The organism is Kitasatospora sp. NPDC098652 (assembly GCF_044760155.1).
Lineage (GTDB): Bacteria > Actinomycetota > Actinomycetes > Streptomycetales > Streptomycetaceae > Kitasatospora.
This window is the reverse complement of the sequence record NZ_JBIWAQ010000012.1, coordinates 101,516-125,085: the sequence shown is the minus strand read 5'-3', so window position 1 is coordinate 125,085 and position 23,570 is coordinate 101,516. Positions and strand designations below refer to the sequence as shown.

Here is a 23,570-nt window from a genome sequence, read left to right as displayed (position 1 = left end):
CGGGGCGTGCGGGGCGGCCGGTTGACGGTTCGGGCGGGCGTTCGGTTCCGGTCACCCGTCCGGGGAGGGCACGTGACTCCCCGGCGGGTGGCCGAGTTGGACGGTGCATCTCCGCCGGTCAGCGCGCCGGTGAACCACCACTGCCCCGGAGGCCCGCCGCCCGATGACCGTACCCGACGTGACCGTGGTGGTCGCGGTCCACAACACCATGCCGTACCTCACCGCCTGTCTGGACTCGCTGGTCGGGCAGTCCCTGGGACCGGGGCGGCTGGAGGTGGTGGTCGTCGACGACGGCTCCACGGACGGCGGCGAGGTGCTGCTGGACGAGTACGCGGCCCGGCACCCCGGGCTGTTCCGGGTGGTCCACCAGCCCAACTCGGGCGGCCCGGCGGGCCCCACCAACCGCGGCACGGACCTGGCCCGCGGGCGGTACGTGCTGTTCCTCGGCGCCGACGACTGGCTCGGCGAGGAGGCACTGGAGCGGCTGGTCGCGGCCGCCGACGCCTGGGGCTCGGACGTGGTGGTGCCCAAGCAGGTCGGGGTGAACGGGCGGCTGGTGCCGCAGGGCATCTTCCACGCCGACGCCGAGTCGGTCGGCTTCGCCGACTCGGCGCTGGCCTGGGCGCTGTCCGACACCAAGCTGTTCCGGACGGACCTCGTCCGGCGCCACGGGCTGCGCCGCAACGAGGAGTTGAAGGTCTTCTCGGACCAGCCGTTCACCCTGGAGGCCTGCCTGCGGGCCACCCGGGTGTCCGTCCTCGCCGACTACGACTACTACTTCCTGGTGCTGCGCGAGGACCGGGGCAACGTCACGGAGCGGGCCTCGGTGCTCGACCGGCTGCGCGGGATCACCGCCCTCCAGCAGGTGGCCGTCGAACTGGCCGGTCCCGGCGAGGAGTTGGACGCCATCCGGGTGCGCAGCTTCGCCTGGGACGTGCCCCGGCTGCTCCAGGACGGCTTCCTGCTGCTGGACGACGGGCTGCAACGGCGGGTGTGCGCCGAGGTCGGCCGGATGATCGAGCGTTTCGGCGCCCGCGCGGTGTACGACCGGCTGCCGGTCACCGCCCGGCTGCGGCTCGAACTCGCCGCCGCCGTACGGCCGGAGGCGCTGCGCGACCAGATCCGCTACGAGGCCGCGCACGGCGACCCGCCGGTGGTGGTGGCCGGCCGGCGGCGCTACGCGGGCTACCCGGCGTTCCGGGACGCCCGGCTCGGCCTGCCCGACGGGCTGTTCCTGCTGGGCGAGGAGCCGCCGCCGGTCGCCGCGCCGCCGCTCAACCTCGCCCAGCAGCTGTGGCGCGGCGTCGTGCCGGAGCAGGTGCGGCGCGGGCTGCGGCGCCGTCCGGCCTGGCGCAGGCTCGCCAACTCGGTGAACGGGGGCCGCGGATGAGTCCCGACGTCGGCCCGGAGGTGAGTCCCGACGTCGGCCCGGAGGTGAGTCCGGACGAGCGCGGACCGGACGTCTGCGTGGTCGGCCTCGGTAAGCTGGGCCTGCCGCTGGCCGTGCAGTTCGCGTCGAAGGGCCACCGGGTCCTCGGCGCGGACATCGCGCCCCGGGTGGTGGAGAGCGTCAACCTGGGCGTGCCGCCGTTCCCCCGGGAGGAGGGGCTGGACGAGGCGCTCAAGCGGGTGGTCGCCGAGGGCCGGCTGCGCGCCACCACCGACACCACGGCCGCGGCGGCCGCCTCGCAGGCCGTCGTCCTGGTCGTCCCGCTGGTCACCGCCGCCGACGGCACCCCGGACTTCGCCCTGCTCGACGCGGCCACCGACGCCGTCGCGGCCGGGCTGCGCCGCGGTGCGCTGGTCAGCTACGAGACCACGCTGCCGGTCGGCACCACCCGGGAGCGCTGGGCGCCCCGGCTGGCGGCCGGCTCCGGGCTGGCGCCCGGGGCGGACTTCGCGCTGGTGTTCAGCCCGGAGCGGGTGCGCACCGGGCGGGTCTTCGCCGACCTGCGGCGCTACCCCAAGCTGGTCGGCGGGCTGGACGCCGCCTCGCTGCGGCGGGGCGCCGAGTTCTACCGGGCGGTGCTGGACTTCGACCCGCGCCCGGACCTGCCCCGGCCCAACGGGGTGTGGGAGCTGGCCTCGGTGGAGGCGGCCGAGTTCGCCAAGCTCGCCGAGACCACGTACCGGGACGTCAACATCGCGCTGGCCAACCAGTTCGCCCGGTACGCGGACCGGGTCGGGGTGGACTTCGCGGAGGTCGCCGACGCCTGCAACTCGCAGCCGTACAGCCACCTGCACCGGCCGGGCATCGCCGTCGGCGGGCACTGCATCCCGGTGTACCCGCGGCTGTACCTGTGGAACGACCCGGCGGCGACGGTGGTCAGGGCGGCCCGGGAGGCCAACCTGGAGGTGCCCGGGTACGCGGTCGGGGTGCTGGCGGGTGCGGTGCCGGGGGGCATCGCCGGGCGGGGGGTGCTGGTGCTGGGGGCCTCGTACCGGGGCGGGGTCAAGGAGACGGCGTACTCGGGGGTGTTCCCGCTGGTGGCGGCGCTGGAGGCGGCCGGGGCCCGGCCGTACGTCGCCGATCCGCTGTACCGGGCGGCGGAGCTGGCGGCGCTCGGGCTGCCCCCGTACGGCGGGGAGCCGGTGGTGGCGGCGGTGTTGCAGGCGGACCACCCGGAGTACCGGGAGCTGGGGCCGGCGGAGCTGCCGGGGGTGCGGGTGCTGCTGGACGGGCGGCGGTGCACGGATCCGGCGCGGTGGGCGGGGGCGGGGGTGCGGCGGATCGTGCTGGGCGGGGCGTGAGGGGGGCGGAGGCGTGAGGGGGCGGAGGCGTGTCGGCCCGGGCGCGTACGGCCTCCGGGGGCGTGTGATCGTGGGGCACGCCCCCGTCCGCGCCGGTCAGCGGGCAGACTGGCGGGGTGAGTGACGAAGCCTTCAGCGGGACCGGCCCCGGGGTCCGGTTCACCGCGGCCGACGAGCAGAAGAGACACGGCGTCCGCCGGATGAAGACCATCGCGACCGGCCTGCTGGCCTTCGCGACCCTGGTCTTCGCCCTCGCCACCTGGGCCAAGGCGGCCGGCGCCGGCCCCTGGGCCGGGTACGTGGCGGCCGCCGCCGAGGCGGGCATGGTCGGCGCGCTGGCCGACTGGTTCGCCGTGACGGCGCTGTTCCGCCGCCCCTTCGGCCTGCCGATCCCGCACACCGCGATCATCCCGACCAAGAAGGACGCCTTCGGGCGCTCGCTCGGCGACTTCGTCGGCGACAACTTCCTGGCCGGCCACGTGGTGCGCGGCCGGCTGGCCGCGCTCGGCGTCGGCCGCCGGCTGGGGGAGTGGCTGGCCGCACCCGGGAGCGCCGAGCGGGTCACCAAGGAGGCCTCGGCGGCGCTGCGCGGGCTGCTCGCGGTGCTGCGCGACGACGACGTGCGGGCGGTGGTCGCCGAGGCGGTGACCAGGCGGGCCGCCGCGACCTCGGTGGCCGAGCCGATGGGCCGGATGCTGGGCAAGGTGGTCGCGGACGGCGGGCACCACGGCGTGGTGGACCTGGTCGCCGTCCGGGCGCACGGCTGGCTGACCGACAACCACGAGGACGTGGTCCGCAAGGTCACCCAGAAGACCCCGGGCTGGACCCCGAAGTTCCTCGACCACCAGGTCGGCGAGCGGGTCTACAAGGAACTGCTGCGCTTCGTCACCGACATCCGGGACGACCCCGACCACCCGGCTCGCGGCGCGATCGACAACTTCCTCGCCGACTTCGCCACCGAGCTGCAGAACGACCCCGAGACCATCGCCCGGGTCGAGCGCGCCAAGGGCGAGCTGCTGGCCCGCCCCGAGGTGCAGGACCTGATCAACTCCACCTGGGCCGCCGTGCGCACCCTGGTGATGGGCGCGGCCGAGGACGAGGACAGCGAACTGCGCCGGCGCATCCGCGACGGCGTGCGCCGCTTCGGCGAGCGCCTGGCCACCGACCCCAAGCTCCAGGCCAAGGTCGACGGCTGGCTGCAGGACGCCGCCCAGTACCTGGTCGACACCTACCGGACCGAGATCACCTCGCTGATCTCCGAGACGGTGGCGGGCTGGGACGCCGACGAGGCCTCGCGCAAGATCGAGGCCAACGTCGGGCGGGACCTCCAGTTCATCCGGATCAACGGCACCGTGGTCGGCGCCCTGGCCGGGCTGCTGATCCACACCGTGGCGGTGGCCCTCGGCGGGTGAACCGGGCCTCGGCCTATCCTTGCCAGCACCACTCGGTACGCGCGTAGAAGAGAAGAGGCAACGACCGTGGTCCAGCCGGACGGAAGTCGGATCGGGAACCTGGGTGACCGGAGCATCGAGGCGTTCATCGCCGGGATGCCCAAGGCGGAACTGCACGTCCACCACGTCGGCTCGGCCTCGCCGCGGATCGTCGCCGACCTGGCCTCCCGGTACGCCGGGCAGTCCAAGGTGCCGACGGACCCGGCGGCGCTCGCCGAGTACTTCACCTTCACCGACTTCGCGCACTTCATCGAGGTCTACCTGAGCGTGGTGGACCTCGTCCGTGACGCAGAGGACGTCCGGGCGCTCACCTACGGCGTGGCCGAGGACATGGCCCGGCAGAACATCCGCTACGCCGAGCTGACCCTCACCCCGTACTCCTCGGTCAGGCGCGGCATCCCCGACGTGGCCTTCATGGAGGCGATCGAGGACGCCCGGCTGCGCGCCGAGAAGGACCTCGGCGTGGTGCTGCGCTGGTGCTTCGACATCCCGGGCGAGGCCGGCCTGGAGGCCGCCGAGATCACCGCCCGGCTGGCCACCGACCTGGCCCCCGAGGGCCTGGTCAGCTTCGGCTTGGGCGGCCCGGAGATCGGCGTGCCGCGGCCCCAGTTCAAGCCGTACTTCGACCGGGCCCGGGCGGCCGGCCTGCGCTCCGTCCCGCACGCCGGTGAGACCACCGGGCCGGAGACGGTCTGGGACGCCATCCGTGAGCTCGGCGCCGAGCGCATCGGGCACGGCACCCAGGCGGTGCTGGACCCGGCGCTGGTCGACCACCTGGGCGAGCACCGCATTCCGCTGGAGGTCTGCCCGACCTCCAACATCGCCACCCGGGCGGTCGAGCGGATCGAGGACCACCCGATCAAGCGGATGGTGGACGCCGGGCTGCTGGTCACCGTCAACAGCGACGACCCGCCGATGTTCGGCACCGACCTCAACACCGAGTACGCGGTGGCGGCGCGGCTGCTGGGGCTGGACGAGACCGGGGTGGCGGCGCTGGCCCGCAACGCGGTCGAGGCCTCGTTCCTGGAGCAGGCGGGCAAGGCGCGGCTGGTCGGCGAGATCGACTCCTACCTGGCGGGCTGGCAGCAGCAGCGCTGACGTTCCCACAGGTCAACCGCCCCGTCGACCCCTGGTCGGCGGGGCGGTTCCGTTCCTGGCGCCGTTCCTGGCGCCGGATCGTCCGGGCGTGGCGCCAAAGTGGTGCCACAAATGGCTCGACATGGCGCCAGTGCTGTGCCATGCTCTAGCCATGGACCTCACGCCGTACGTCGAAAACCTCCGGAACGAGCTCGCGGTGGCCGCCGCCACCGGCGGGGACGAAGCGCGGGCGCTGGCCGACCGGCTGACGCTCCCGCTGGAGTCGGCCGTGCGGCTCACCCTGCTCAACGCCCTCTCCGCCGCCATGGGTGAAGTCACCCGCGACCTCGCCCCGGGCTCGGTGGACGTGCGACTGCGCGGCCTCGATCCCGAGTTCGTGGTGACGGCGCCACCGGGCTCCGGCGGCTTCCACGGTGACGAGTCGCCCGCGCTGCCGGATGCGCTGCCGCCCGTGGTGCCACCGGTGGTGCCGCCCGTGGTGCCACCGATAACGCCGTCGGCGCCCCCGGCTGCAACGTCGGAGTCGGACGAGAGCGGCACCGCCCGGATCAACCTGCGCCTGCCCGCGCACCTCAAGGCCAGGGCGGAGGAGGCCGCCGGGCAGGAGGGCCTCTCGCTCAACGCCTGGCTGGTCCGGGCCGTCGCCGGTGCGGTCGACGGCGGCGCCCGGGCCGCCCGCCCGGCTGCCGAGCTCGGTTCCCGCACCGTTCGCGGCGTCGGCGGCCAGGGCTTCACCGGCTGGGTCCAGTAGCGCCTCGCAGTACCGCCAGACCGATCGCCCCTGCAACGTCACCCCCGCTCCGACCAGCGGGGACACTCACACGAGTCAAGAGGACGGCACAGCCATGCCCACGTACGAGACCGACGGACAGATCTCCGTCTCCCTGGAATTCGAAATCGGCTCGGTGTGGATCCGGGCGACCAAGCGCACCGACACGGTCGTCGAGGTCCGGCCCACCAGCGCCGCCAAGGACGCGGACGTCAAGGCCGCCGAGCTGACCCAGGTCGACTTCTCCGGCGGCCGGCTCACCGTCAAGGGTCCCAAGCAGCGGACGGTGTTCTCCAGCAAGAAGGGCTCGATCGACCTCACGGTCGAGCTGCCCGCCGGCTCCGAGGTGCACGCCGACTCCCCGATGGCGGACTTCGTCACCGAGGGCCCGCTCGGCGACTGCCGGATCAAGACCTCCATGGGGCGGATCCAGGTCGACCGGGCCGTGGGCGCCCGACTCAAGACCGACATGGGCGACATCCGGCTCGGCACCGTCTCCGGGGACGCCGAGGTGACGGGTTCCGGCCGGATCGAGGTCGGCGCCGTCGGCGGCCGGCTGACGGTCAAGAACAGCAACGGCGACACCGAGATCGACGAGGTGCACGGCGTGCTGACGGCCAACGCCTCCAACGGCCGGATCCACATCGGCCTCGCCGAGGGGGACGTCGAGGCCAAGACGGCGAACGGCCACATCCGGGTCGGCCAGGTCGTCCGCGGCAAGGTCGGCCTCCAGTCCGGCGTCGGGGACATCGAGGTCGGCATCGCGGAGGGTACGGCGGCCTGGCTCGACGTGCACAGCAAGTTCGGCGCCGTCCGCAACGCCCTCGACACGGCGGCCGGTCCGGGTGAGGCCCGGGAGACGGTCGAGATCCGCGGCGCCACCCAGGTCGGCAGCATCCTCATCCGGAGGGCCTGATGGCGACGACGAACCCGGCAACGGCCCCGCTCGCGAGCACCGCGGCGATCTCGGTGGCCGGGCTGACCAAGAGCTACGGGGACAAGGCGGTGCTCAGAGGCGTCGACCTGTCCATCCCGGCGGGCAGCGTGTTCGCCCTGCTCGGCCCGAACGGCGCGGGCAAGACCACCACGGTGGAGATCCTCTCCACCCTCATCCCCGCCGACGGAGGCGCGGCCCGGGTGGCCGGGCACGACGTGGTCCGCCAGGCCGACGGCGTGCGGAGGGCGATCGGGGTCACCGGCCAGTTCTCGGCGGTGGACAACCTCCTCACCGCCGAGGAGAACCTGATGCTGATGGCCGACCTCAACCACCTCCCCCGTCGGGAGGGGCGGAGGCGGGCCGAGGGACTGCTGCGACGCTTCGAGCTCACCGAAGCCGCGCGCAAGCCCGCCGTCACCTTCTCCGGGGGCATGCGGCGCAAGCTCGACCTGGCGATGACCCTGGTCGGCAACCCCGAGGTGATCTTCCTGGACGAGCCCACCACCGGGCTGGACCCGCGGAGTCGGCGCACCATGTGGGAGATCATCCGGGGGCTGGTCACCGACCACGGGGTGACGATCTTCCTCACCACCCAGTACCTGGAGGAGGCCGACCAACTCGCCGACCGCATCGCCGTCCTGGACGGTGGCCGGATCGTCGCCGAGGGCACGGCCGAGGAGTTGAAGCGGATCGTCCCCGGCGGGCGGATCCGGCTCCAGTTCTCGGACGGCGACCGACTCGCCGCCGCCGCAGCGCTGTTCGACTACGCCACCGCCGACGCGGAGGCCCTGCGGCTGGACATCCCGGGGGACAACTCCGTGCTCACCGTGAAGGCCGTGCTGGACACGCTCGACAACGCCTCGGTACGGGCCGAGTCACTGGTCGTGGAGACGGCCGACCTGGACGACGTCTTCCTGCAACTCACCGGAGAGGGTGCACGATGAGCACGGCGACGGCGACGTACGTGGTCAGCGACTCGCTGACCATGCTGCGGCGGAACCTCAAGCGCGCGCAGCGGTACCCGGCGATGACCTTCTCGGTCGTGGTGATGCCGGTGATGATGCTGCTGCTCTTCAACTACGCCTTCGGGGGCGCGTTGGGAGCCGGCATCGGGGGCGGGAGCTACATCGACTACGTGACGCCGGGGATCGTCCTGATGACGGCGACGGCGGGTTCGGTCGCCACGGCGGTCGGCGTCTGCGTCGACATGACCGAGGGGATCGTCAACCGGTTCCGCACGATGCCGATCTCGCGGTCGGCGTTCCTGACCGGCCACGTGGTCGGAAGCGTGATCCAGACGGTCGTCGCGCTGGTGATGGTGATCGGCGCGGCCTTCGCCATGGGGTTCCGGTCCAGCGCCGGGCCGCTGGAGTGGCTGGCGGCGGCAGGCCTGCTGCTGTTCGTGACCCTCACGCTGACCTGGATATCGGCGGGGATCGGGCTGGTCTCCAAGACGCCGGAGAGCGCGAGCAACACGCCGCTGCCGCTGACCTTCCTGCCCTTCATCGGCAGCGCGATCGTGCCACCGGACTCGATGCCGACCGTGCTGCGCTGGTTCGCCGAGTACCAGCCCTTCACCCCGATCATCGAGACCCTGCGCGGCCTGCTGATGGGCACCGCCATCGGCAACAGCGGCTGGATCGCCCTCGCCTGGTGCACCGGGCTGACGCTGCTCGGCTACTTCTGGTCGCGGAGCGTCTTCTACCGGCGGTGACGGGGGTACGGCCGGTAGCCGTCGGACGGCCCGGGCCGCGGGGACACCCGCCGCCCGGGCCGCCGTGGCGTTTCCGGCCCCGCTCCGCCGCCGGACCCCTGTAGTAAAGTCCGCGCAAAGCTCGGCAAAGGACCGCGCGGGGGGACGGATGGCGGCGAGGCGTCGCAAGCAGATCGCGTGGGTGCTCAGAGGTCTGGCCCTCGCCGCGTTGCTGGTGTACCTGCCGGGCTGGCACGCCTCCCGTTCGGGCGGGTTGGTGGTGGTCGAGCACTGGTGCAACCGGCCGGTGCTGCTGATCGGGTCGGCGGTGGTGCTGGTCGTGGTCTCGCTGGTGGTCCAGCTGGACTTCCGCACCTGGTTCTCGCAGATCGGCTGCGCGGCCCTGCTGGCTCCGCTCGTCGTCGCCGGGGTGCCGGTGCTGTTCCTGTCCTTCGTGTTCAGCGGTGACGGAGGCCGGGAGGAGCGTTTCGTCAGCCCGAACCGCCCGGACCGGATCCTGAGCGTCACCAACGTCTCCGGCTTCTCCATCGACCCGGTCTACCAGGTGGAGTTGGAGGCCGGCACCGGCTGGTCCACCCGCCACTGGAGCATGGGCACCTGGGACACCCGGGACGGCGACTTCATCCGGGTCGACTGGACCGGGCCGGACCGGATCACCGTCACCGGCCGCACCTCCCTCACCGTCTTCGACATCCTCCCCGACGGCAGCCCGGGCGAGCCCCGGGTTCTCCCCAAGCCGGAGCCCGCCGGAGCCGGGTCCTAGACCCGAGGGTCGTCAACTGCCCCCCGAGGGCGATCAACCGCCCCCCTGGGCTGTTCGTCTTCGTCACCGCGGCCCCGCTGCGCCGGGTCTTCCTCCGTACGGACCGGTACCGGTGCGTCGACGCGGCTCCGCGCGCTCAGGGGGGCCTGAGCGCGCGGACCGCTCGTCAGCCCGGGCCGGCCGGGGCATTGCCGGATGGTGCCGGGGGCGGCGGGGCCGCCGGGGGTCACCAGACGGTGATGCCCATGGTGGCCGCCGCGCTGTGGATGGCGTTGTAGTGCGGGATCGACATGTCGGACTTCTTCTGGCCGGCCGGAAGGTTCTTGTCGGCGGCGCGGAACTCGTCGCGGGCGGCGGCGAGCAGGCTGGTGCCGTAGGAGACCGGGACGTCCTTGGTGCCGTGGGCCGGGTGGGACTTGGCGGCCGTCTGGCTGCCCGCCTGGGCGAGGGTGCTGCGGGCCTGGTTGTAGGCGGCGGCCTTGACCGTCTTCGGGTTGGCGAGCCGGGCCTGGGCGACGGTGGTCGTCCGGGTCTGGTCGGCGGCCATGGCGACGGGTGCGACGGCGGCGGTGAGAGCGCCGGCGGCGACGACGGTGACGAGGGCGTTGCGGACGAGCCTGTTCATGTGAATTCCTTCCGGGAGAATTCCGAGGATTCGCCTCCGCTTCGGTCCCGGGGCCGCTTCGGTCCCGGGGATCGTCGGAGTGCGAACGTCTCCGCACTACCCCGGCCTTCGAGAGCGGAAAACCCGCTTCCGTACGGTTCGTTCGGAAGTGATCGGATCAGGCCGTTTTCTGGATTCGGGGAATTCGTATCGTCAGACTGGGAGGGTGAATCCTGATCTCTACCCTGACCTGGCCTCCGCCGGGAGCCTCGCCGCCGCACTGGAGTCGGCCGCCGCCGAACTGGCCGTGGACATCACCCTGGCGCCGGGAAGGTGGGGTGACGCGGCCTCGGCGGGCATCGCCGCCCCGGTGGGCACGGTGCCCTCGGGCCCCGCGAGCAGGGGCCGGCGGGGGCCGTTGCACGTCAGCCTTTCCACCGGGGAGCGGTGCTTCGGCGTCTCCGGCTGGAGCCTCGGCACCGAGATGATCACGGGGTGGACGGCCGACCTCCGGGACGTCGTCAGGGCCGCCGTGGCCTGGGGGAGCGGTCTGAGCCTCGCGGAGCTGCGCGAACGGTTCCCGTTCCTCACTTCCTCGGAGCTCGCCGAGGCCCATGAGCACGGGGTTGCCGCCGTGGTCGGGCTGCAGTGGAGCTGGATCCGGGAACGCGCCCTGCAGGAACCGGAGTTCACCGGCTTCGGCCTGCTGGTCGCGGCAGCTGATGCGGAGCCGAGGCTCCGGCAGTTGTCCCCGGTCGTCAGCCACCGGACGCTCGTCCTCCGGGACCGGACCGGCTTCCCGTCCGATCCGGTGATCGCGATCGCTCCCGCGCAGGACGGCTGCCCGTACCGGGTGCAGCGGTTCCCCCACGGCGGGGTGATCGCCGAGGTCGGGACGGCGGAGGAGGCCGTCGCACTGGCCGTCGCCCACCTGCCCGCCGGCCTCGGTCCGGCGGTGCTCGGCAGCAAGGAGGACGGCTGACGGCCGGTGCCCGTCCCAGTACGGGTTGTGCGCGGGAACGCGCTTGCCGCCGGGGAATGCGAACGGCCCGGCACCTGTGGTAGGTGCCGGGCCGTCCGACTGTGGAGCGCCAGGCCCGGGTTGCACGGACTCTTCCTACTGAAAGTAGGACGTACTCTGGTAGTACCGCTGACGCCTGACGAGGATTCATGTCCCTCGCGACGAGAAGAACATTAGCAGCTCAGCGCCCATGATCCGAATCGGGGAGCGGGCGGCGGTTGCTGTCGGGGAATGCGGACGGCCCGGCACCTGTGGTAGGTGCCGGGCCGTCCGACTGTGGAGCGCCAGGCCCGGGTTGCACGGACTCTTCCTACTGAAAGTAGGACGTACTCTGGTAGTACCGCTGACGCCTGACGAGGAACTGTGTTCCTTGCGACGAGAAGAACGTTAGCAGCTCAGAGTGCATGATCCAAAACCGGTCCGGCCGGGCGGTGCGGTCGGAGGTCAGACGTCGAACTCCCCGTTGCGGATGGCGGCGACGAGGTCGCGCCACTCGCTGGGAGTGAGTTGGGCGACGGCCTCGGGCAGGAGGTTGCTGCGGACGTAGACGGCGTCGGGGGTGACGGCTACCTCCGGGCAGTTGTTGCCGTCTCCACAAGCGGTGGGCCTTTGCCAGGCGAGTTCATCCATGATGGTTCCTCTCACAGGGTCTTCACTATGCGGGAGACGAGGTCGCGCGAATCCTCAGGGCTGAGTGCCCGATCTCTCATCGCGGCAATGACGTCCTGATAGTTCTTGAGTTGGTTAACATCGGTCAGGAACGCGGGTGTTCCGATCGAGTCGAGTTGCACGGTGTCCAAGCGAGCGACTGGGCCTCGTGCATACATGACTGCCTGGCCCGCGCCCTTGAATCCACCAGCTCGGAACTCCAGTACGCGCAGTGTCACATTGGGGAGTTCGGACAGGCCGAGTAGGTGCTTGAGCTGGGCGCGAGCAACAGTCGCCCCGCCAAACATCATTCGCAAGGCCGCCTCGTGGACGATTGCCTCATAGGGCATGGGAGCGTCTCGCGTGAGGAGCAGCGCGCGGCGCATGCGGTTCTCTACTCGCGCCTCGATGTTCAGGGGCCTCAGGGGTGGGTAGACCTCGCGAAATATCTCTCGGGCGGTGTCCTCGGTTTGCATCAAGCCGGGCACGTGGCAGATCTGATAGGTCGAGATGCCGTGCGCATGGTGTTCGACCTCTGAGATATCCAGCAGGCCGGTCGAAACGAGTCCGCGATGGGACTCCCACCATCCCTTCGACTTGTCCTCTGCCATCTCTGCCAGGGCGTCGACGTACGCGGCGTCGCCTTCCTCGTACTCGGATGCGAGGGCGATCACTCGCTCGGCGGTGACCGCGTACATCCCCTGTTCGATGAGCGTGATCTTTGTGCGGTTCAACCCTAGAACTGCGGCTGCCTCGGCAGTGGTCTTGCCGGCGGCATCGCGCATCTTCCGCAGCTCGATACCGATCCGCTGCTTGCGTGCGCTCGAGGTGTGGGGCATGGGGCCAAGCATCTAACGCGGCGCTGGTGAGAGTCCAGCCACTCGTTCTGGGGACATGTTCCCAACCGTATGGCACAAGTCCCAAGACTTGCCCTACAGTCTGTGATGCACCGATCACCGAACGGATCGTCAGTAACGCCGCTCGGGCTCCGAAGAACACCCATGTCCAGTGGGCTCGTTCACGGCGACGCATCCTCCGATCTCACCCGTTCCCCTCTGGGAGATCCCTGTGCGCAACCTCCTCAACTCCCCCTTCCCCTCCCTCGCGGTTTCCCGCGAGGCCCTCCACGAGGCCCTGACCAGCCTCGACTGGCCCCCGTCGCTCATCGCCGACGCCCAGCTCGCCCTGGTCGAGCTCATCGTCAACTCCTGGCGCCACGCCGACACCCCGGCCCCGGTCGTCGTCATCCTCTTCCGTGGCAACACCCTCCGGGTCGGGGTCTCCGACCGCTCCTCCGTCCTCCCCGAGCAGCGTCCCTTCGACCCCTGCTCCGAGTCCGGCCGGGGCCTCCGGCTGGTTGAGGGCCTCACCCACCGTTGGGGTGTCGAACCCCGGAAGCTCGGCAAGACGACCTGGTTCGAGCTGGACGGTGCCGCGTGAGCGCCGCCCACCACCCGATCCACCCCGCCGACCCGGCCCTGCTCCACCTCACCGGCCGCCAGCTCACCGAACTGATCATCGAACTCCGTACCGAGGGCCGCGAGTTCGGCCTCCTCTGGCCGTCCGCCCACCCGGGTGAGACCAACCTGACCGGCCGTCGGCTCGTCAACTTCGGCAACGTCCCGGCGAGCACCCTGATCAACCTCCTCGCGCTCCTCCGCGAGTACAGGCGCAGCCGCGACGGCGGTCACCACCGATGCTCGGACTCCTGATCGTCAACCTCCTCGCGGCCCTCCTCGGCGCGCTCTGCGAAACCCGCTCCACCGGCTTCTGGCGCAGACCGACCGACGTCCGACCCCCGCTCACCGGCGCCCGCCCCCAGTAGCCGATTCCGGTCCGTCCGTACGCAGGAAGTCGGCCCGGTCGACTTCCTGTGCACACCCCGCCCGTGCCGCCCTGGTGCCTTCGGATCCTCATGGTGGGGGTGTGAGTGAAGCCAGCGCGGTGGGCCGCACCGCACCGGCGGCGGCCGAGCCGAGCAGCAGGCCGGCCAGGTCATGAGGCAGCGCCTGCTCACCGGTCGGAGCCGCCGCTGTGATTCGGTCCAGCCGGAAGCCTCGACCGGCCTGCCGTTTGCGGCACCAGGCGATGAGGTACCACCTGCCGTCGGCGGTGAGCAGTCCGGCCGGCTCCACCACGCGGTCGCTCTCCCGCCCTGCCGCGTCGAGGTAGGACAGTTGCAGCACCAAGCCGTTGGTGAGGGCCTGTTCCACTGCGGCTCGGACCGGCTGCGCGGTCCGAGCCGGCAGCGTGACAATCCGCGCGGCGAGTTCATGGGCCGCCACCGAGGCGGGACCGGTCATCGAGGCCGCGATCTTCTGGGATGCCGTGCGGGCCGCACTGGCGTAGGGGGCCGAGGCATCGGCCATGGCGAGCGCGGCAACCAACGCCGAGGCTTCGTCGGCGGTGAAACGGATCGGGGGGAGAGTCATCGCCGGGTCGATCGACCAGCCGCCGCCTCGCCCAGGTGTGGTGCGCACCGGGACACCGGCCTCCATCAGTGCCTGAAGGTCACGCTGCACCGTGCGCGTGCTGATCTCGAACCGCGCGGCCAGCGCCGCGACCGTCAACGGCCGCGGCGCCGCCGCGCGCAACTCTTCCACCAGTGCGTAGAGCCGAGGAGTGCGGTTCATGAGGCTGACGCTACTGTCACGCGGTGGCCAGGAAGTCCTGCTCCCGCTGCAGTTCCCGCTCGGTGATGGTCAGCGGGAACAGGGTGAAGCCGTGCATCGCGCCGGCGACGACGCCGAGTTGCACGGGCGTCCCGGCCGCCTGCCACCGCTCGGCCAGGAAGAGCGAGTCGTCCAGCAGCGGATCCTCGGTACCGACGACGATCCGGGCGGGCGGCAGGCCGGCCAGGTCGGCGAAGAGCGGCGAGACCTCCGGGTCGCGGCGCTGCTCCGCCCCCATGCCCGGCGTGAAGAGCTCGTAACTGCCGTGCAGTGCGTCGGTGTTGCTCAGCAACTGCCTGGAGCCGAACGACCGCTGGCTCGGTGTCATCGACAGGTCGTACGGGCCGAAGAGCAGGTGGGCCGCCCGGAACGCGCCGGTGATGCCGTGCCGGTCGCGAAGGCGCAGCAGGGTCAGGACGCTCAGGTGGGCGCCGGCCGACTCGCCACCGATCAGCAGCCGCCTGCTGCCGAACTCGGTCGTGGCGTGGTCCACCAGCCACCGCGCGGCCGCTTCGCAGTCGTCGGGGCCGGCGGGGAATGGGTGCTCCGGAGCCAGGCGGTACTCCACGCTCACCACGGCCAGCCGCGCCTGCACGGCAAGCCGCCACAGCCGCTCGTCCTGCCCGCCAGCAGAGCCGAACGCCCAGCCACCGCCATGGATGTGCAGGTACACGCCCTCGACGTGGTCCGGCACGAACACCCGGAACTTCACCCCGCCCGCGACGACGCGGTCCTGGCCCTGCGGCAGGCTCACCGGTGGCGTGTCGCCCCCGAGCCGGTTGCGCCGCAGGAGCGCCAGCACGGTTGCATCCGGCGCTCGCCCGCGAGGTGGGCGGCTTGCAGCAGCAGCCTCGAACTGTTCGTTGAATGCCAGGGTCTCGGCGAGGCAGTCCTCGTCTGTGATCGTCATGCGTCGACAGTCGCCGTTGTCCGCGACAACACCCTGTCGCCCTTTCCCGGTGAACTGCGTCACAGTTGGTCGGAGCCTCCTTGCGTGCGCCGCCAACCCCGGGAGATCAGCGGTAGGCGGCGAGGAAGGCCCGTACGCCGGCTTCGGCGTAGCGCTCCAGCTCGGCGTCCGTGTGCTGCGGGCTCCCGTGGAACATCGCCTTGTTCACCGGGATCCAGAGCAGCAGCCCCGAGAAGTGGTTGGCCGCGAGCAGTGCGTCGTCCACCTTGAGCGCGCCCTGGTCGGCCAGTCGCCGGAAGGTCTCGGCGAGGGTGGCGAGCACCCGCTCGAAGCCCTGCTCGTACCAAGTGGCGCCCAGTTCCGGGAAGTTGTCGGCGTTGGCGATGATCAGCCGGCGCAGCTGGAGCACCTGCGGCCGGGTCAGGGTGGTGAGGAACTGCCGGGCGAGGGCGCCCAGGTTCTCCTCCAGTGCGGCCGGGTCGGCCGGGATGTCGGACACGAGGTCGATCATCGCCTCGATCCGGTCGGTCGTGGCGAGCACGATCTCGGCGAACAGCTTCTCCTTGTCGGCGAAGTGCTTGTACACCGTCTGCTTGGACACGGCCGCGAGCTTGGCGATGTCGTCCATGCTGGTGCCCGCGTAGCCCTTCGCCATGAAGACCGTGGTCGCGGCTTCCATGATCGCCTGGTGTTTGCGGGCCGACCGGTTGCCGGGCTCGTTCGCTTCCATTCCCGTCTCCCTTCTCCTGCTTCTCGGTTCCTCGTCCTGGGCGAAACAGTACTGGACAGTCCAGTTCCTCCTCCAGTACCGTACCGTCCAGTTCCGCAGTACTGGACAGTCCAGTTCTGGCGGCCTCACGTCCTTGGGGGGATTTCCATGGCTCAGCAGGCGATCGACACCGCTTCCGCCGCTTCCACCGCTTCCACGTCTGCCACCACGTTCACCGGTCGGCGCGTCCTGCTGGCCGGCGGCGCCCTGGCCGGCCCGCTGTTCCTCGGCCTCGGAGTGGCCCAGGGCCTCACCCGTCAGGGCTTCGACTTCTCCCGCAACGCCATCAGCCAGCTCGGCCTCGGCGACCTCGGCTGGATCCAGGTCGCGAGCTTCCTGCTCACCGGAGTGCTGCTGGCCGCCGGCGCGGTCGGCCTCCGCCGCACCATCGGCGGTACCCCCGGCGGCACCTGGGCCCCCAGGCTGGTCGCCGCCTTCGGCGCCTCTTTCCTCCTGGCCGGCGTCTTCAAGGCCGACCCCGGCGCGGGCTTCCCGGCCGGAACGCCGGACGGCCGCGGTGAACTGAGCGGCCACGGCACCGTCCACCTGCTCAGCGGCACCCTCGGCTACCTGGCGCTCTGCCTCGCCTTCCTCGCCTTGGCCCGGCACTTCGCCGCGCGCGGGGAGCGCGGCTGGGCCGTCGCCTACCGCATCGTCCCGGTCGGCGTGCTGGCCGGCTTCGCGGGCTCCGGCGCCACCGTCCTCGCCTTCACCCTCGGTGCCGGCCTCGGCCTCCTCGCCCTCGCGGCGGCGATCCTGCGGGTCGGGGCCGTTGTCAGTGCCGAGCGCTAACGTCGGCTCCGTAACGTCGACTTCCTCACGTCACCTCAGAACAGCCGCACACCGGCCGAGTAGAGAACAGGACACCCGCGCGATGACCACTCCCGTCAAGGGCCCCGCCAGCTACTTTCCGGCGATCGAGAAGAAGTACGGCCGCCCGGTCGAGGAGTGGCAGGGCCTGATCCGCAGCTCGCCGCTCACCAAGCACATGGAACTCGTCGCCTGGCTCAAGAGCGAGCACGGCCTCGGCCACGGCCACGCCAACGCGCTCGTCGCCCGCACCCTCGCCGAGCACAAGGCCGGCTGACCGGCCGCCACCCGGCTCAGGGCGCTGCCGCCGCAGGAAGTGGGTTGCGCGAAGGAGGAAGTGGGTTGCGCGGGGGCTCCCGTAGCGCTGACGATCATGTGATGAGCACAGTGATCAGACGGGTACGGGTCGAGGAGTGGGAGCGGGTCAAGGAGATCCGGCTCGCCGCGTTGCAGGACCCGGTCGCGGGCATCGCCCTCCTGGACACCTACGAGAGCGCCGCTGCCAAGCCGGACGAGTTCTGGCAGGAGCGCACCGCCGGAGCCGCCGAGGGCGACGCGGTGCACCAGCTCGTCGCGGAGGCCGCGGACGGCCGCTGGCTCGGCACCATGACCGTGCTGCTCGAGCAGCCCGGCGGGAACGGCGCTCTCGGCGGCGACGTCGTCACCGTGCCGCAGACCCACGTCGTCGGGGTCTACGTCCGCCCCGAGGCACGCGGCACCGGCCTGGCGCACGAGCTGATCCGGGCCGCCCAGGAGCGCTCCTGGGCGCTCACCGAGCCCAAGGTCCAGCGGGTCCGGCTGTTCGTCCACGAGGCCAACGCCCGTGCCGAGGCGATGTACCTGCGGGCCGGCTTCCGGCGCTCCGGCGTATCCGTGCCGGTGCCGGGCGACGAGACGCACCGGGAGATCGAGTTCGCGGTCGAGCGGGGCTGAGCCCCGCCGCCTGCCGCCTGCCGTCTGGCGCCCGGCGCTCGCCGCCTGCCGCCCGCCGCCCGTCAGCGGAAGTCCTCCGCGTGGTCCCGGACCCAGGAGCGGAAGCTGCGGGCCGGGCGGCCGAGCACCTGCTCGACCGTGTCCGTCACCCGTTCCGGCTCGCGGGTGAACGACTCCCAGGCCCGCAGCCGGGACTCCACGAAGGCCGCGTTGCCCCAGGCCGCCGTCAGCTGCTCGCGGGCCGTCTCCGGCGCCAGTTCTTCCCAGCGGACCTCGGTGCCCAGCTCCTCGCCGATGATCCGCACCAGCTCGGCGTGGGCGAGCGACTCGGGCCCGGTGACCACGTACTTGCCGCCGTCGTGCCCGTCCTCGGTGAGCGCCCGGACGGCCACGTCCGCGATGTCGCGCTCGTGGACCAGCGAGCGGCGCGCCCGCCCGTACGGCCAGCGGACCATGCCCGTGCGGACCTGGTCGGCCCAGCCGAGCACGTTGCCCGCGAAGTCGATCGCCCGGACGAAGGCCCAGGCCGTGCCGGAGCGGCGAATCAGCCGCTCGATCTCCTGGTGGAAGACCACGGCCGGTTCGTCGTCCGCGAGGTCCGGCACGTCCGTCGAGAGGTAGACGACGCGCTCGGCGTGCTCGGCGATCAGCTCGACCACCCGTGGCTGCACCGGGATCCCGGGCCACATCAGGTAGACGCCGTCCACCCCGCCGTCCAGCGCGGCCGTCAGGCTCTCCGGCGCCGCGAGATCCCCTTCGAAGGCCGCCACCCCGGCCGGCAGCGAGGACGCGGCCGCGTCCCGCACCAACGCCCGTACCTCGTGCCCGCCTTCGACCAGCGAGGCCACCACGTGCCTGCCCACACTGCCGTTCGCGCCGATCACCAGAACCTTGGTCATGCCGGGCCCAACTGCGCAGCCGGACCGGCCTATTCCCCTCGCGCGGCCCGGGCGGGGCACTGCCAGTCGGCCGCGTCGAGCTCCTGGTCCGCCGTGTCGCCGAGGTGGAAGCAGTGGCCGAAGGCCCACACCGTGACCGAATCCCGGCGGTGGTCGACCTGGAAGGGCTGATCACCGCGCACGGTCCCGGGCCACGAACCGTCCGCTGCGGGGGAGTGGGTGATGACGACCCGGGTCTGCCCCGGCCCGAGCTGGTAGGCGTCGGCCCACGGCTCCACGGTCAGTTCCAGCGGCGTATCACCGTCGTTCCTGACCAGCAGCCGCGCGGTTCCCCCGGCGAACATCTCCGACACCACTCCTCGACCTGGACGCACATGCGGACCGATCATCGCACCGTCGGACCGGCCGACCTTCCGGGCGGGGCTAAACCTTCCGCAACAAGCTTTAGGCTCGGCCGATGGTCGAATCCTCATCAGCTCCCGGCCCCGGCCCCGGCCCGGACGGCGCCCTGCGACTCACCGTCCTGGGGAGCGCCACCCCCTATCCGAGCGCGGACAACCCGTGTTCCGGCTACCTGGTGACTGCCGGGGGAGCCCGGGTGTGGGTGGACGCGGGCACCGGGACCCTCGGTCCGTTGCAGCGGTACGTCCGGCTGGACGGGCTGGACGCGATCTGGATCTCGCACCTGCATGCCGACCACTGCGCCGACCTGCTCACCGCCTACTACGGCGCGTTGTACGCGGACGTGCGGCTCACCGCGCCGATCCCGCTCTACGGCCCGCCCGGCATCGCCGACCGGCTGGCGGACTTCCTGACCAACTCGGCGCGCCGCAGCCCGGTCGAATCCGCCTTCGCCGTCACCGAGTTGTCCGACGGGCACCGGGTCGCGGTGGGCTCCGGCGCGCTGCCACTGACGCTGACCAGCCGGGCGGTGGAACACGGCATGCCGGCCTTCGCGCTCCGGGCGGAGGCCGGCGGCCGCTCGCTGGTCTACTCCGGCGACACCGCGCCCTGCGCCGCACTCACCGAACTGGCCGCCGACTGCGACCTGTTGCTGTGCGAGGCTGAGGGCGACGATCCCGCGCACCACACCGCCGAGCAGGCCGGCGCCACCGCCGCGGCGGCCCGGGCCGGTCGGCTGGTGGTCACCCACGTGGGCCGGGCGCTGACCCCGGCGGAGGCGGTGGCCCGCGCCGCGTCCCGGTTCGCCGGCCCGGTCGGGCACGCCGACCCGGGAGCGGTCCTCACGGTCTGACGGGGCTGGCCGTCGCGAAGTGTCAACCGCCCACCCGCACCACGTACTTGCCGGTGGCCCGCCCCTCCTGCATCGCGTCGTGGGCGGCCGGTACGGCCTCCAGGCCCGGGAGCTCGGTGAGCGGCACGGTGAGTCCGCGGTGCGCCTGGAGGTCGAGGGTGGTCCGGATGGCCCGGGCGAGACGCTCGGGTGCGGTGACGGCGTAGCCGCGGTGGCTGAACCCGGTGACGGAGAGGTTGCCGCCCATCAGCCGGCCGAGCGGGGGCAGCGCGTCGAGTTCGCCGCCGCCCGCGTTGCCGAACAGGACGATCCGGCCGCCGGGCGCGGTGACGGCGAGGTCGAGGTCCAGGGCGGCGGTGCCGAGCGGGTCGAGCACGAGGTCGACGCCCCGGCCGTCGGTGGCGGCGCGGACGGCGTCGGCGAGCTTCTCGTCGCGGGCGAAGGCGTGGTGGTAGCCGAGTTCGACGGCGGCCGCGGCCTTCGCCGGGCGGCCGACGGTGCCGATCAGGACGCCCCCGCCGCCGAGCAGCGGGACGAGCTGGGCGACGGCGCTGCCGATGCCGCCGCCGGCCGAGTGGACCAGGACGTTGTCCCCGGCGGTGAGCCGGCCCGCGTCGGTGAGCAACAGGACGGCGGTGGCGAGGCCGAGCGGGGCGGCGGCGGCCGCGCTGAGCGCCAGCCCGTCCGGGACGGGGACGGTGAGGACGGCGTCGGCGAGCACCACCTCGGCGAGTCCGCCGCCGACGGGCGCGGCCGCGACCCGGTCGCCGACGGCGAGTCCGGTGACGCCCTCACCGAGCGCGCGGACCGTACCGGCGACCTCCTTGCCCGGCAGGTGCGGCCACTCGGCGGTGTAGCCGCCGTCCCCGCGGCGGGTCATCACGTCCACGAAGTTCAGTCCGGCCCAGGCCACGTCGATCGCGACCTGGCCGGGGCCGGGTCGCGGTGCCTCGATCTGCTGGATCTCGGAGTTCTCGGCTCCACCGGGTGCGGTCATCACCAGTGCGCGCATGTCGGTCCCCCTCGACTACGATGTTCGACGAACGGCGAAATTGCCGTGGACACAGTGGTACCACCCAGTTTCGTCGTTTGTCGAACATCGCAGATCAGAGGAGGTAGGAAGATGCCCCGCAGCACCCGCCGCCGACCGGCGCTCGCCCACCCCGCGGTCGAGGAGATTGACCTCTACGACGTCCTGCACGCGCTCTCCGACCCCACCCGGATGACCATCGTCCGGATTCTGCGCGCCGAGCCCGAACGGGCCTGCGGCACCTTCCCGGTGGACGTCGCGCCCTCCACGCTCAGCCACCACTTCAAGGTGCTGCGCGAATCCGGCGTGATCAACCAGCGCGAGGAGGGCAACCGCCGGTTCTCCGCGCTGCGGACCGTCGACCTCGAACGGCGCTTCCCCGGCCTGCTCGACACCGTCCTGGCCGCGCTCGCGCGCAACGAGCACGGAGCGGAGCCCGCCGCCGAACCGGCCTGGCACGGCTAGGTCGGGATCCGCCACCTCCTGCGGCGCCGCAGCATCAGGGCGACCATCCCGGAGTTCAGTCGGAGTTGAACCACACCAGCGTTGCCGGGCCGTCCGGCGTGATCACCGGTACCCACGCCTCGTCGGCCTCACGGATCCGGCTCTCGTCCAGGCGCAGAGCGTGCGGCTCCTCGACAGTCCCATCGCATGCCCAGTAGCGGAGGGCGCCGATGATCCCCTGGAGCCTGTCCCGCTCGGCATCCGGCCACCCGTAGTTCCAGGTGCCGGCACCACGGAAGTGCTCCTCGAACAGCTCGCGCAACGCGTCCAGCTCATCAGGGCCGAACAACGGCACCAGAAAGCCTTCGACCTGCCCCTGCCGACAAGCCGTTCCGCCGTACTCGGTCACCCTGCAGCCGTAGTCGGCGCCCGCCGCTGATCTCCGCCCGTTGCGCAGGAAGTCGGCCCGGCCGACTTCCTGCGCAACGAGGACTCTCGCTGGAGTATCAGGGATTACGCGGCGCGGCCGCGCGGTGCCGGCGGTGGTACGAGACCGTGACCGCCGCCAGCAGTGGGCCCCAGGCGACCGCGGGCAGGTAGAGGAAGCCGACCAGCAGGTGCCCCAGTGGGGTCATGTTCGGGTGCGACACCGTCCACCAGAAGAGGAACGGCGTCCAGAGCACCGTCAGCCCGGCCGCGCCCAGCGAGGCCGCCAGGACGACCTGACGTGGGTTCACCGGCCGCCCGCCGACGAACGGGATCCAGCGCGGCGGCACCGTGCCCCACGGCCGGACCAGGCCCAGGGTGAGCAGGGCCAGCGCCTCGGTGAGCACGCTCAGGGTGAGCGGCCAGACGGCGTCCCAGCCGGTGAAGCCCACGGCGTGATAGCCCGCGTCGGTGTAGCCGCCGTGCAGGCCCAGGACCAGGCCGAGCCGCCACAGCCCGGCGGGCAGTGCGGTCACTGCGGCCAGGTGGGCGGCCCGGACGGCCCAGCGCGGCGGGGCGGGCACGGCCTCAGCGGCGGGGGAGCGGGTGATGGCCGTGGTCGGCTGCGGCGTCGTCATGGCTCCACCCTCCGGTGCGGGCCGGTGACGCCGCGTCCGCCCGGCGGCGGGCTTGCGCCGGACCCCTCCCCCGGCCGGGGGAGGGGCGTCTCAGCCCTACCGCAGCCTCGTCCCAGCCCCGCCGCAGCCGCCGGGAAGGTGGCCTCAGCGCAGCCGCGACGACGACAGGATCGACGCCAGGTGCGCCACCACCATCCCCCAGGTGATCACCGTGATCCCGGCGAGCGTCCACCGGGTGGCGTCCAGGTTGTGCAGTCCGGCGTCCACGGCGGCGGCCGCCAGCAGCACCAGCGAGGCCTCGATGCCGTTGGTCACCCGGTGGATCTTGAAGATCGAGGCGAGCCGGCGGGCCGTCGCGATGCCCTGGGAACGCGGCTGGGTGGACTCCTCGTCCGCCGGCGCCTGCCCGCTGCGCGCCCGGGCCACGTCCACCAGGTCCGTCGAGGCCTTGAGCAGGACCACGCCCAGCGCGGCTGCCAGGCCCGCCGACACCCACAGCTCCGAGCCGCCGCGCGCCGCCCGTACGCCCGCGCCGATCATCAGTGCGGCGTCCGCGAGGTAGGCGCCCAGCCGGTCCACGTACACCCCGGCCATGCTGAACTGGCGCTTCCAGCGCGCCACTTCGCCGTCCACGCAGTCGAACAGCAGGAACAGCTGGAACAGCACCGCCGCGAGCACCGCGCCGGTCAGGCCCGGGATCAGCAGGGCCGCGCCGCCGCCGACCCCGCACACCACCATCACCCAGGTCAGGGTGTTCGGCGAGACCGAGGTGCGGACCAGCTGACGGGTGGTCCGCAGCGAGACCGCCCGCATGTAGAGCCGGCCCGCCCAGTGCTCACCGTTGCGGCTCTGCAGCTTGGCCTGCGGCTGGCACACCTCGCGCAGCTCGGCGAGCGCCGGAGCAGCCACCATGACGACATCCCTCCACCTGTCCCGAAACGATCACCACAGGCTACGGCCTCCGGAGGGGGCGCCTGACCAGCCGGTACGGCCCCCGGCGCCCGGGAAAACCGGTGGGCCGCCCGAGC

30 protein-coding genes are annotated in these 23,570 nt (G+C 72.2%); 18 read left to right on the top strand and 12 right to left on the bottom strand.

The annotated features are described in order from the left end of the window. Nucleotides 1-163: 163 nt before the first annotated feature. From ACIQWA_RS25000 to ACIQWA_RS24960, 9 genes are all read left to right on the top strand, one after another. Nucleotides 164-1,390, top strand: coding sequence for a glycosyltransferase family 2 protein (locus ACIQWA_RS25000; protein WP_402485972.1), 1,227 nt, complete (start codon nucleotides 164-166; stop codon nucleotides 1,388-1,390). Further along, entirely contained in the window at nucleotides 1,387-2,751 is a 1,365-nt protein-coding gene (locus tag ACIQWA_RS24995) for a nucleotide sugar dehydrogenase (RefSeq protein WP_402485969.1), read from the top strand. Before ACIQWA_RS25000 ends, ACIQWA_RS24995 begins: the two co-directional genes overlap by 4 nt. A 116-nt stretch (nucleotides 2,752-2,867) precedes the next feature. Beyond that, on the top strand, nucleotides 2,868-4,163 hold the full coding sequence (locus ACIQWA_RS24990) for a DUF445 domain-containing protein (RefSeq protein ID WP_360238905.1): 1,296 nt from the start codon (nucleotides 2,868-2,870) through the stop codon (nucleotides 4,161-4,163). A gap of 66 nt (nucleotides 4,164-4,229) precedes the next feature. Continuing rightward, entirely contained in the window at nucleotides 4,230-5,300 is a 1,071-nt protein-coding gene (locus ACIQWA_RS24985) for an adenosine deaminase (protein WP_402485966.1), read from the top strand. A gap of 151 nt (nucleotides 5,301-5,451) precedes the next feature. After that, on the top strand, nucleotides 5,452-6,051 hold the full coding sequence (locus ACIQWA_RS24980) for a toxin-antitoxin system HicB family antitoxin (protein WP_402485963.1): 600 nt from the start codon (nucleotides 5,452-5,454) through the stop codon (nucleotides 6,049-6,051). 94 nt (nucleotides 6,052-6,145) lie between these two features. After that, nucleotides 6,146-6,985 carry a DUF4097 family beta strand repeat-containing protein gene (locus tag ACIQWA_RS24975; RefSeq protein ID WP_402485960.1) on the top strand — a complete coding sequence of 280 codons (840 nt, stop codon included), beginning with the start codon at nucleotides 6,146-6,148 and terminating at the stop codon, nucleotides 6,983-6,985. After that, nucleotides 6,985-7,950: an ATP-binding cassette domain-containing protein gene (locus ACIQWA_RS24970; protein WP_402485957.1), complete on the top strand. Its 966-nt coding sequence runs from the start codon at nucleotides 6,985-6,987 to the stop codon at nucleotides 7,948-7,950. The genes ACIQWA_RS24975 and ACIQWA_RS24970 overlap by 1 nt, the downstream gene beginning before the upstream one ends. Beyond that, nucleotides 7,947-8,720 carry an ABC transporter permease gene (locus ACIQWA_RS24965; RefSeq protein ID WP_402485955.1) on the top strand — a complete coding sequence of 258 codons (774 nt, stop codon included), beginning with the start codon at nucleotides 7,947-7,949 and terminating at the stop codon, nucleotides 8,718-8,720. Before ACIQWA_RS24970 ends, ACIQWA_RS24965 begins: the two co-directional genes overlap by 4 nt. A gap of 181 nt (nucleotides 8,721-8,901) precedes the next feature. After that, the gene (locus ACIQWA_RS24960) at nucleotides 8,902-9,483 is read left to right on the top strand and encodes a hypothetical protein (RefSeq protein WP_402485952.1); all 582 of its coding nucleotides are present in this window, start codon (nucleotides 8,902-8,904) and stop codon (nucleotides 9,481-9,483) included. Between the two features lie 226 nt (nucleotides 9,484-9,709). Here ACIQWA_RS24960 and ACIQWA_RS24955 read toward each other — a convergent pair whose 3' ends face one another. Continuing rightward, nucleotides 9,710-10,108 carry a hypothetical protein gene (locus ACIQWA_RS24955; RefSeq protein WP_360238891.1) on the bottom strand — a complete coding sequence of 133 codons (399 nt, stop codon included), beginning with the start codon at nucleotides 10,106-10,108 and terminating at the stop codon, nucleotides 9,710-9,712. Nucleotides 10,109-10,313: 205 nt separating this feature from the next. Between ACIQWA_RS24955 and ACIQWA_RS24950 the strand changes: the two genes are divergently transcribed. After that, nucleotides 10,314-11,069: a DUF6193 family natural product biosynthesis protein gene (locus ACIQWA_RS24950; RefSeq protein WP_402485948.1), complete on the top strand. Its 756-nt coding sequence runs from the start codon at nucleotides 10,314-10,316 to the stop codon at nucleotides 11,067-11,069. A 483-nt stretch (nucleotides 11,070-11,552) separates the two neighbouring features. On the opposite strand, the gene ACIQWA_RS24945 is transcribed toward ACIQWA_RS24950, so the two are convergent. Next, entirely contained in the window at nucleotides 11,553-11,738 is a 186-nt protein-coding gene (locus ACIQWA_RS24945) for a DUF397 domain-containing protein (RefSeq protein WP_402485944.1), read from the bottom strand. Between the two features lie 11 nt (nucleotides 11,739-11,749). Beyond that, entirely contained in the window at nucleotides 11,750-12,595 is an 846-nt protein-coding gene (locus ACIQWA_RS24940; RefSeq protein WP_402485942.1) for a helix-turn-helix domain-containing protein, read from the bottom strand. A 229-nt stretch (nucleotides 12,596-12,824) separates the two neighbouring features. Between ACIQWA_RS24940 and ACIQWA_RS24935 the strand changes: the two genes are divergently transcribed. Genes ACIQWA_RS24935 through ACIQWA_RS24925 form a run of 3 tightly spaced genes read left to right on the top strand, consistent with a single transcriptional unit; the run spans nucleotide 12,825 to nucleotide 13,581 of the window. Then, nucleotides 12,825-13,196, top strand: a complete 372-nt coding sequence (locus ACIQWA_RS24935; protein WP_402485940.1) for an ATP-binding protein — start codon at nucleotides 12,825-12,827, stop codon at nucleotides 13,194-13,196. Next, the gene (locus ACIQWA_RS24930) at nucleotides 13,193-13,468 is read left to right on the top strand and encodes a hypothetical protein (RefSeq protein WP_402485938.1); all 276 of its coding nucleotides are present in this window, start codon (nucleotides 13,193-13,195) and stop codon (nucleotides 13,466-13,468) included. The genes ACIQWA_RS24935 and ACIQWA_RS24930 overlap by 4 nt, the downstream gene beginning before the upstream one ends. Beyond that, nucleotides 13,453-13,581 (top strand): hypothetical protein, encoded by a 129-nt coding sequence (locus tag ACIQWA_RS24925; protein ID WP_402485935.1) that lies wholly within the window; start codon nucleotides 13,453-13,455, stop codon nucleotides 13,579-13,581. Before ACIQWA_RS24930 ends, ACIQWA_RS24925 begins: the two co-directional genes overlap by 16 nt. A gap of 88 nt (nucleotides 13,582-13,669) precedes the next feature. On the opposite strand, the gene ACIQWA_RS24920 is transcribed toward ACIQWA_RS24925, so the two are convergent. From ACIQWA_RS24920 to ACIQWA_RS24910, 3 genes are all read right to left on the bottom strand, one after another. Then, a complete protein-coding gene (locus tag ACIQWA_RS24920) occupies nucleotides 13,670-14,389 on the bottom strand; it encodes a helix-turn-helix transcriptional regulator (protein ID WP_402485932.1) in 720 nt (239 codons plus the stop codon). A gap of 16 nt (nucleotides 14,390-14,405) precedes the next feature. Continuing rightward, entirely contained in the window at nucleotides 14,406-15,338 is a 933-nt protein-coding gene (locus ACIQWA_RS24915; protein ID WP_402485929.1) for an alpha/beta hydrolase, read from the bottom strand. Nucleotides 15,339-15,444: 106 nt separating this feature from the next. Next, nucleotides 15,445-16,068, bottom strand: a complete 624-nt coding sequence (locus ACIQWA_RS24910; protein ID WP_402485926.1) for a TetR/AcrR family transcriptional regulator — start codon at nucleotides 16,066-16,068, stop codon at nucleotides 15,445-15,447. 147 nt (nucleotides 16,069-16,215) lie between these two features. Here ACIQWA_RS24910 and ACIQWA_RS24905 point away from each other — a divergent pair, with 147 nt between their 5' ends. The 3 genes from ACIQWA_RS24905 (at nucleotide 16,216) to ACIQWA_RS24895 (ending at nucleotide 17,850) form a co-directional block, all read left to right on the top strand. After that, nucleotides 16,216-16,899, top strand: a complete 684-nt coding sequence (locus ACIQWA_RS24905) for a DUF998 domain-containing protein (protein ID WP_402485923.1) — start codon at nucleotides 16,216-16,218, stop codon at nucleotides 16,897-16,899. Nucleotides 16,900-16,981: 82 nt separating this feature from the next. After that, nucleotides 16,982-17,194, top strand: coding sequence for a DUF4287 domain-containing protein (locus tag ACIQWA_RS24900; protein ID WP_402485920.1), 213 nt, complete (start codon nucleotides 16,982-16,984; stop codon nucleotides 17,192-17,194). Between the two features lie 101 nt (nucleotides 17,195-17,295). Next, entirely contained in the window at nucleotides 17,296-17,850 is a 555-nt protein-coding gene (locus tag ACIQWA_RS24895) for a GNAT family N-acetyltransferase (RefSeq protein ID WP_402485917.1), read from the top strand. A gap of 62 nt (nucleotides 17,851-17,912) precedes the next feature. Here the strand turns inward: ACIQWA_RS24895 and ACIQWA_RS24890 are convergent, their stop codons facing one another. Together ACIQWA_RS24890 and ACIQWA_RS24885 are read right to left on the bottom strand one after the other, a co-directional pair. Continuing rightward, on the bottom strand, nucleotides 17,913-18,749 hold the full coding sequence (locus tag ACIQWA_RS24890; RefSeq protein ID WP_402485914.1) for an NmrA family NAD(P)-binding protein: 837 nt from the start codon (nucleotides 18,747-18,749) through the stop codon (nucleotides 17,913-17,915). 29 nt (nucleotides 18,750-18,778) lie between these two features. Beyond that, nucleotides 18,779-19,093: a hypothetical protein gene (locus tag ACIQWA_RS24885; RefSeq protein WP_360240851.1), complete on the bottom strand. Its 315-nt coding sequence runs from the start codon at nucleotides 19,091-19,093 to the stop codon at nucleotides 18,779-18,781. Between the two features lie 113 nt (nucleotides 19,094-19,206). Here ACIQWA_RS24885 and ACIQWA_RS24880 point away from each other — a divergent pair, with 113 nt between their 5' ends. Further along, nucleotides 19,207-20,004, top strand: a complete 798-nt coding sequence (locus tag ACIQWA_RS24880) for an MBL fold metallo-hydrolase (protein WP_402485910.1) — start codon at nucleotides 19,207-19,209, stop codon at nucleotides 20,002-20,004. Between the two features lie 22 nt (nucleotides 20,005-20,026). Here the strand turns inward: ACIQWA_RS24880 and ACIQWA_RS24875 are convergent, their stop codons facing one another. Further along, the gene (locus ACIQWA_RS24875) at nucleotides 20,027-21,016 is read right to left on the bottom strand and encodes a zinc-binding alcohol dehydrogenase family protein (RefSeq protein ID WP_402485907.1); all 990 of its coding nucleotides are present in this window, start codon (nucleotides 21,014-21,016) and stop codon (nucleotides 20,027-20,029) included. Nucleotides 21,017-21,127: 111 nt separating this feature from the next. Here ACIQWA_RS24875 and ACIQWA_RS24870 point away from each other — a divergent pair, with 111 nt between their 5' ends. Continuing rightward, nucleotides 21,128-21,499: an ArsR/SmtB family transcription factor gene (locus ACIQWA_RS24870; protein ID WP_402485904.1), complete on the top strand. Its 372-nt coding sequence runs from the start codon at nucleotides 21,128-21,130 to the stop codon at nucleotides 21,497-21,499. A gap of 55 nt (nucleotides 21,500-21,554) precedes the next feature. Here the strand turns inward: ACIQWA_RS24870 and ACIQWA_RS24865 are convergent, their stop codons facing one another. The 3 genes from ACIQWA_RS24865 to ACIQWA_RS24855 form a co-directional block, all read right to left on the bottom strand. Then, a complete protein-coding gene (locus tag ACIQWA_RS24865; protein WP_402485901.1) occupies nucleotides 21,555-21,887 on the bottom strand; it encodes a DUF6210 family protein in 333 nt (110 codons plus the stop codon). Between the two features lie 97 nt (nucleotides 21,888-21,984). After that, the gene (locus tag ACIQWA_RS24860) at nucleotides 21,985-22,542 is read right to left on the bottom strand and encodes a hypothetical protein (protein WP_402485898.1); all 558 of its coding nucleotides are present in this window, start codon (nucleotides 22,540-22,542) and stop codon (nucleotides 21,985-21,987) included. A gap of 144 nt (nucleotides 22,543-22,686) precedes the next feature. Beyond that, nucleotides 22,687-23,454 (bottom strand): CDP-alcohol phosphatidyltransferase family protein, encoded by a 768-nt coding sequence (locus ACIQWA_RS24855; protein WP_402485895.1) that lies wholly within the window; start codon nucleotides 23,452-23,454, stop codon nucleotides 22,687-22,689. Nucleotides 23,455-23,570 lie beyond the last annotated feature (116 nt).

Excerpts from the sequence above, each read along its gene's own strand:
- ACIQWA_RS24915 (WP_402485929.1), bottom strand. The coding sequence starts at position 15,338 with ATGACGATCACAGACGAGGACTGCCTCGCCGAGACCCTGGCATTCAAC.
- ACIQWA_RS24955 (WP_360238891.1), bottom strand. The coding sequence starts at position 10,108 with ATGAACAGGCTCGTCCGCAACGCCCTCGTCACCGTCGTCGCCGCCGGC.
- ACIQWA_RS24905 (WP_402485923.1), top strand. The coding sequence starts at position 16,216 with ATGGCTCAGCAGGCGATCGACACCGCTTCCGCCGCTTCCACCGCTTCC.
- ACIQWA_RS24975 (WP_402485960.1), top strand. The coding sequence starts at position 6,146 with ATGCCCACGTACGAGACCGACGGACAGATCTCCGTCTCCCTGGAATTC.
- ACIQWA_RS24860 (WP_402485898.1), bottom strand. The coding sequence starts at position 22,542 with ATGACGACGCCGCAGCCGACCACGGCCATCACCCGCTCCCCCGCCGCT.
- ACIQWA_RS24965 (WP_402485955.1), top strand. The coding sequence starts at position 7,947 with ATGAGCACGGCGACGGCGACGTACGTGGTCAGCGACTCGCTGACCATG.
- ACIQWA_RS24910 (WP_402485926.1), bottom strand. The coding sequence starts at position 16,068 with ATGGAAGCGAACGAGCCCGGCAACCGGTCGGCCCGCAAACACCAGGCG.
- ACIQWA_RS24880 (WP_402485910.1), top strand. The coding sequence starts at position 19,207 with ATGGTCGAATCCTCATCAGCTCCCGGCCCCGGCCCCGGCCCGGACGGC.
- ACIQWA_RS24945 (WP_402485944.1), bottom strand. The coding sequence starts at position 11,738 with ATGGATGAACTCGCCTGGCAAAGGCCCACCGCTTGTGGAGACGGCAAC.
- ACIQWA_RS24920 (WP_402485932.1), bottom strand. The coding sequence starts at position 14,389 with ATGAACCGCACTCCTCGGCTCTACGCACTGGTGGAAGAGTTGCGCGCG.
- ACIQWA_RS24895 (WP_402485917.1), top strand. The coding sequence starts at position 17,296 with ATGAGCACAGTGATCAGACGGGTACGGGTCGAGGAGTGGGAGCGGGTC.
- ACIQWA_RS24875 (WP_402485907.1), bottom strand. The coding sequence starts at position 21,016 with ATGCGCGCACTGGTGATGACCGCACCCGGTGGAGCCGAGAACTCCGAG.
- ACIQWA_RS24995 (WP_402485969.1), top strand. The coding sequence starts at position 1,387 with ATGAGTCCCGACGTCGGCCCGGAGGTGAGTCCCGACGTCGGCCCGGAG.
- ACIQWA_RS24940 (WP_402485942.1), bottom strand. The coding sequence starts at position 12,595 with ATGCCCCACACCTCGAGCGCACGCAAGCAGCGGATCGGTATCGAGCTG.
- ACIQWA_RS24900 (WP_402485920.1), top strand. The coding sequence starts at position 16,982 with ATGACCACTCCCGTCAAGGGCCCCGCCAGCTACTTTCCGGCGATCGAG.
- ACIQWA_RS24855 (WP_402485895.1), bottom strand. The coding sequence starts at position 23,454 with ATGGTGGCTGCTCCGGCGCTCGCCGAGCTGCGCGAGGTGTGCCAGCCG.
- ACIQWA_RS24870 (WP_402485904.1), top strand. The coding sequence starts at position 21,128 with ATGCCCCGCAGCACCCGCCGCCGACCGGCGCTCGCCCACCCCGCGGTC.
- ACIQWA_RS24885 (WP_360240851.1), bottom strand. The coding sequence starts at position 19,093 with ATGTTCGCCGGGGGAACCGCGCGGCTGCTGGTCAGGAACGACGGTGAT.
- ACIQWA_RS24970 (WP_402485957.1), top strand. The coding sequence starts at position 6,985 with ATGGCGACGACGAACCCGGCAACGGCCCCGCTCGCGAGCACCGCGGCG.
- ACIQWA_RS24925 (WP_402485935.1), top strand. The coding sequence starts at position 13,453 with ATGCTCGGACTCCTGATCGTCAACCTCCTCGCGGCCCTCCTCGGCGCG.
- ACIQWA_RS25000 (WP_402485972.1), top strand. The coding sequence starts at position 164 with ATGACCGTACCCGACGTGACCGTGGTGGTCGCGGTCCACAACACCATG.
- ACIQWA_RS24890 (WP_402485914.1), bottom strand. The coding sequence starts at position 18,749 with ATGACCAAGGTTCTGGTGATCGGCGCGAACGGCAGTGTGGGCAGGCAC.
- ACIQWA_RS24980 (WP_402485963.1), top strand. The coding sequence starts at position 5,452 with ATGGACCTCACGCCGTACGTCGAAAACCTCCGGAACGAGCTCGCGGTG.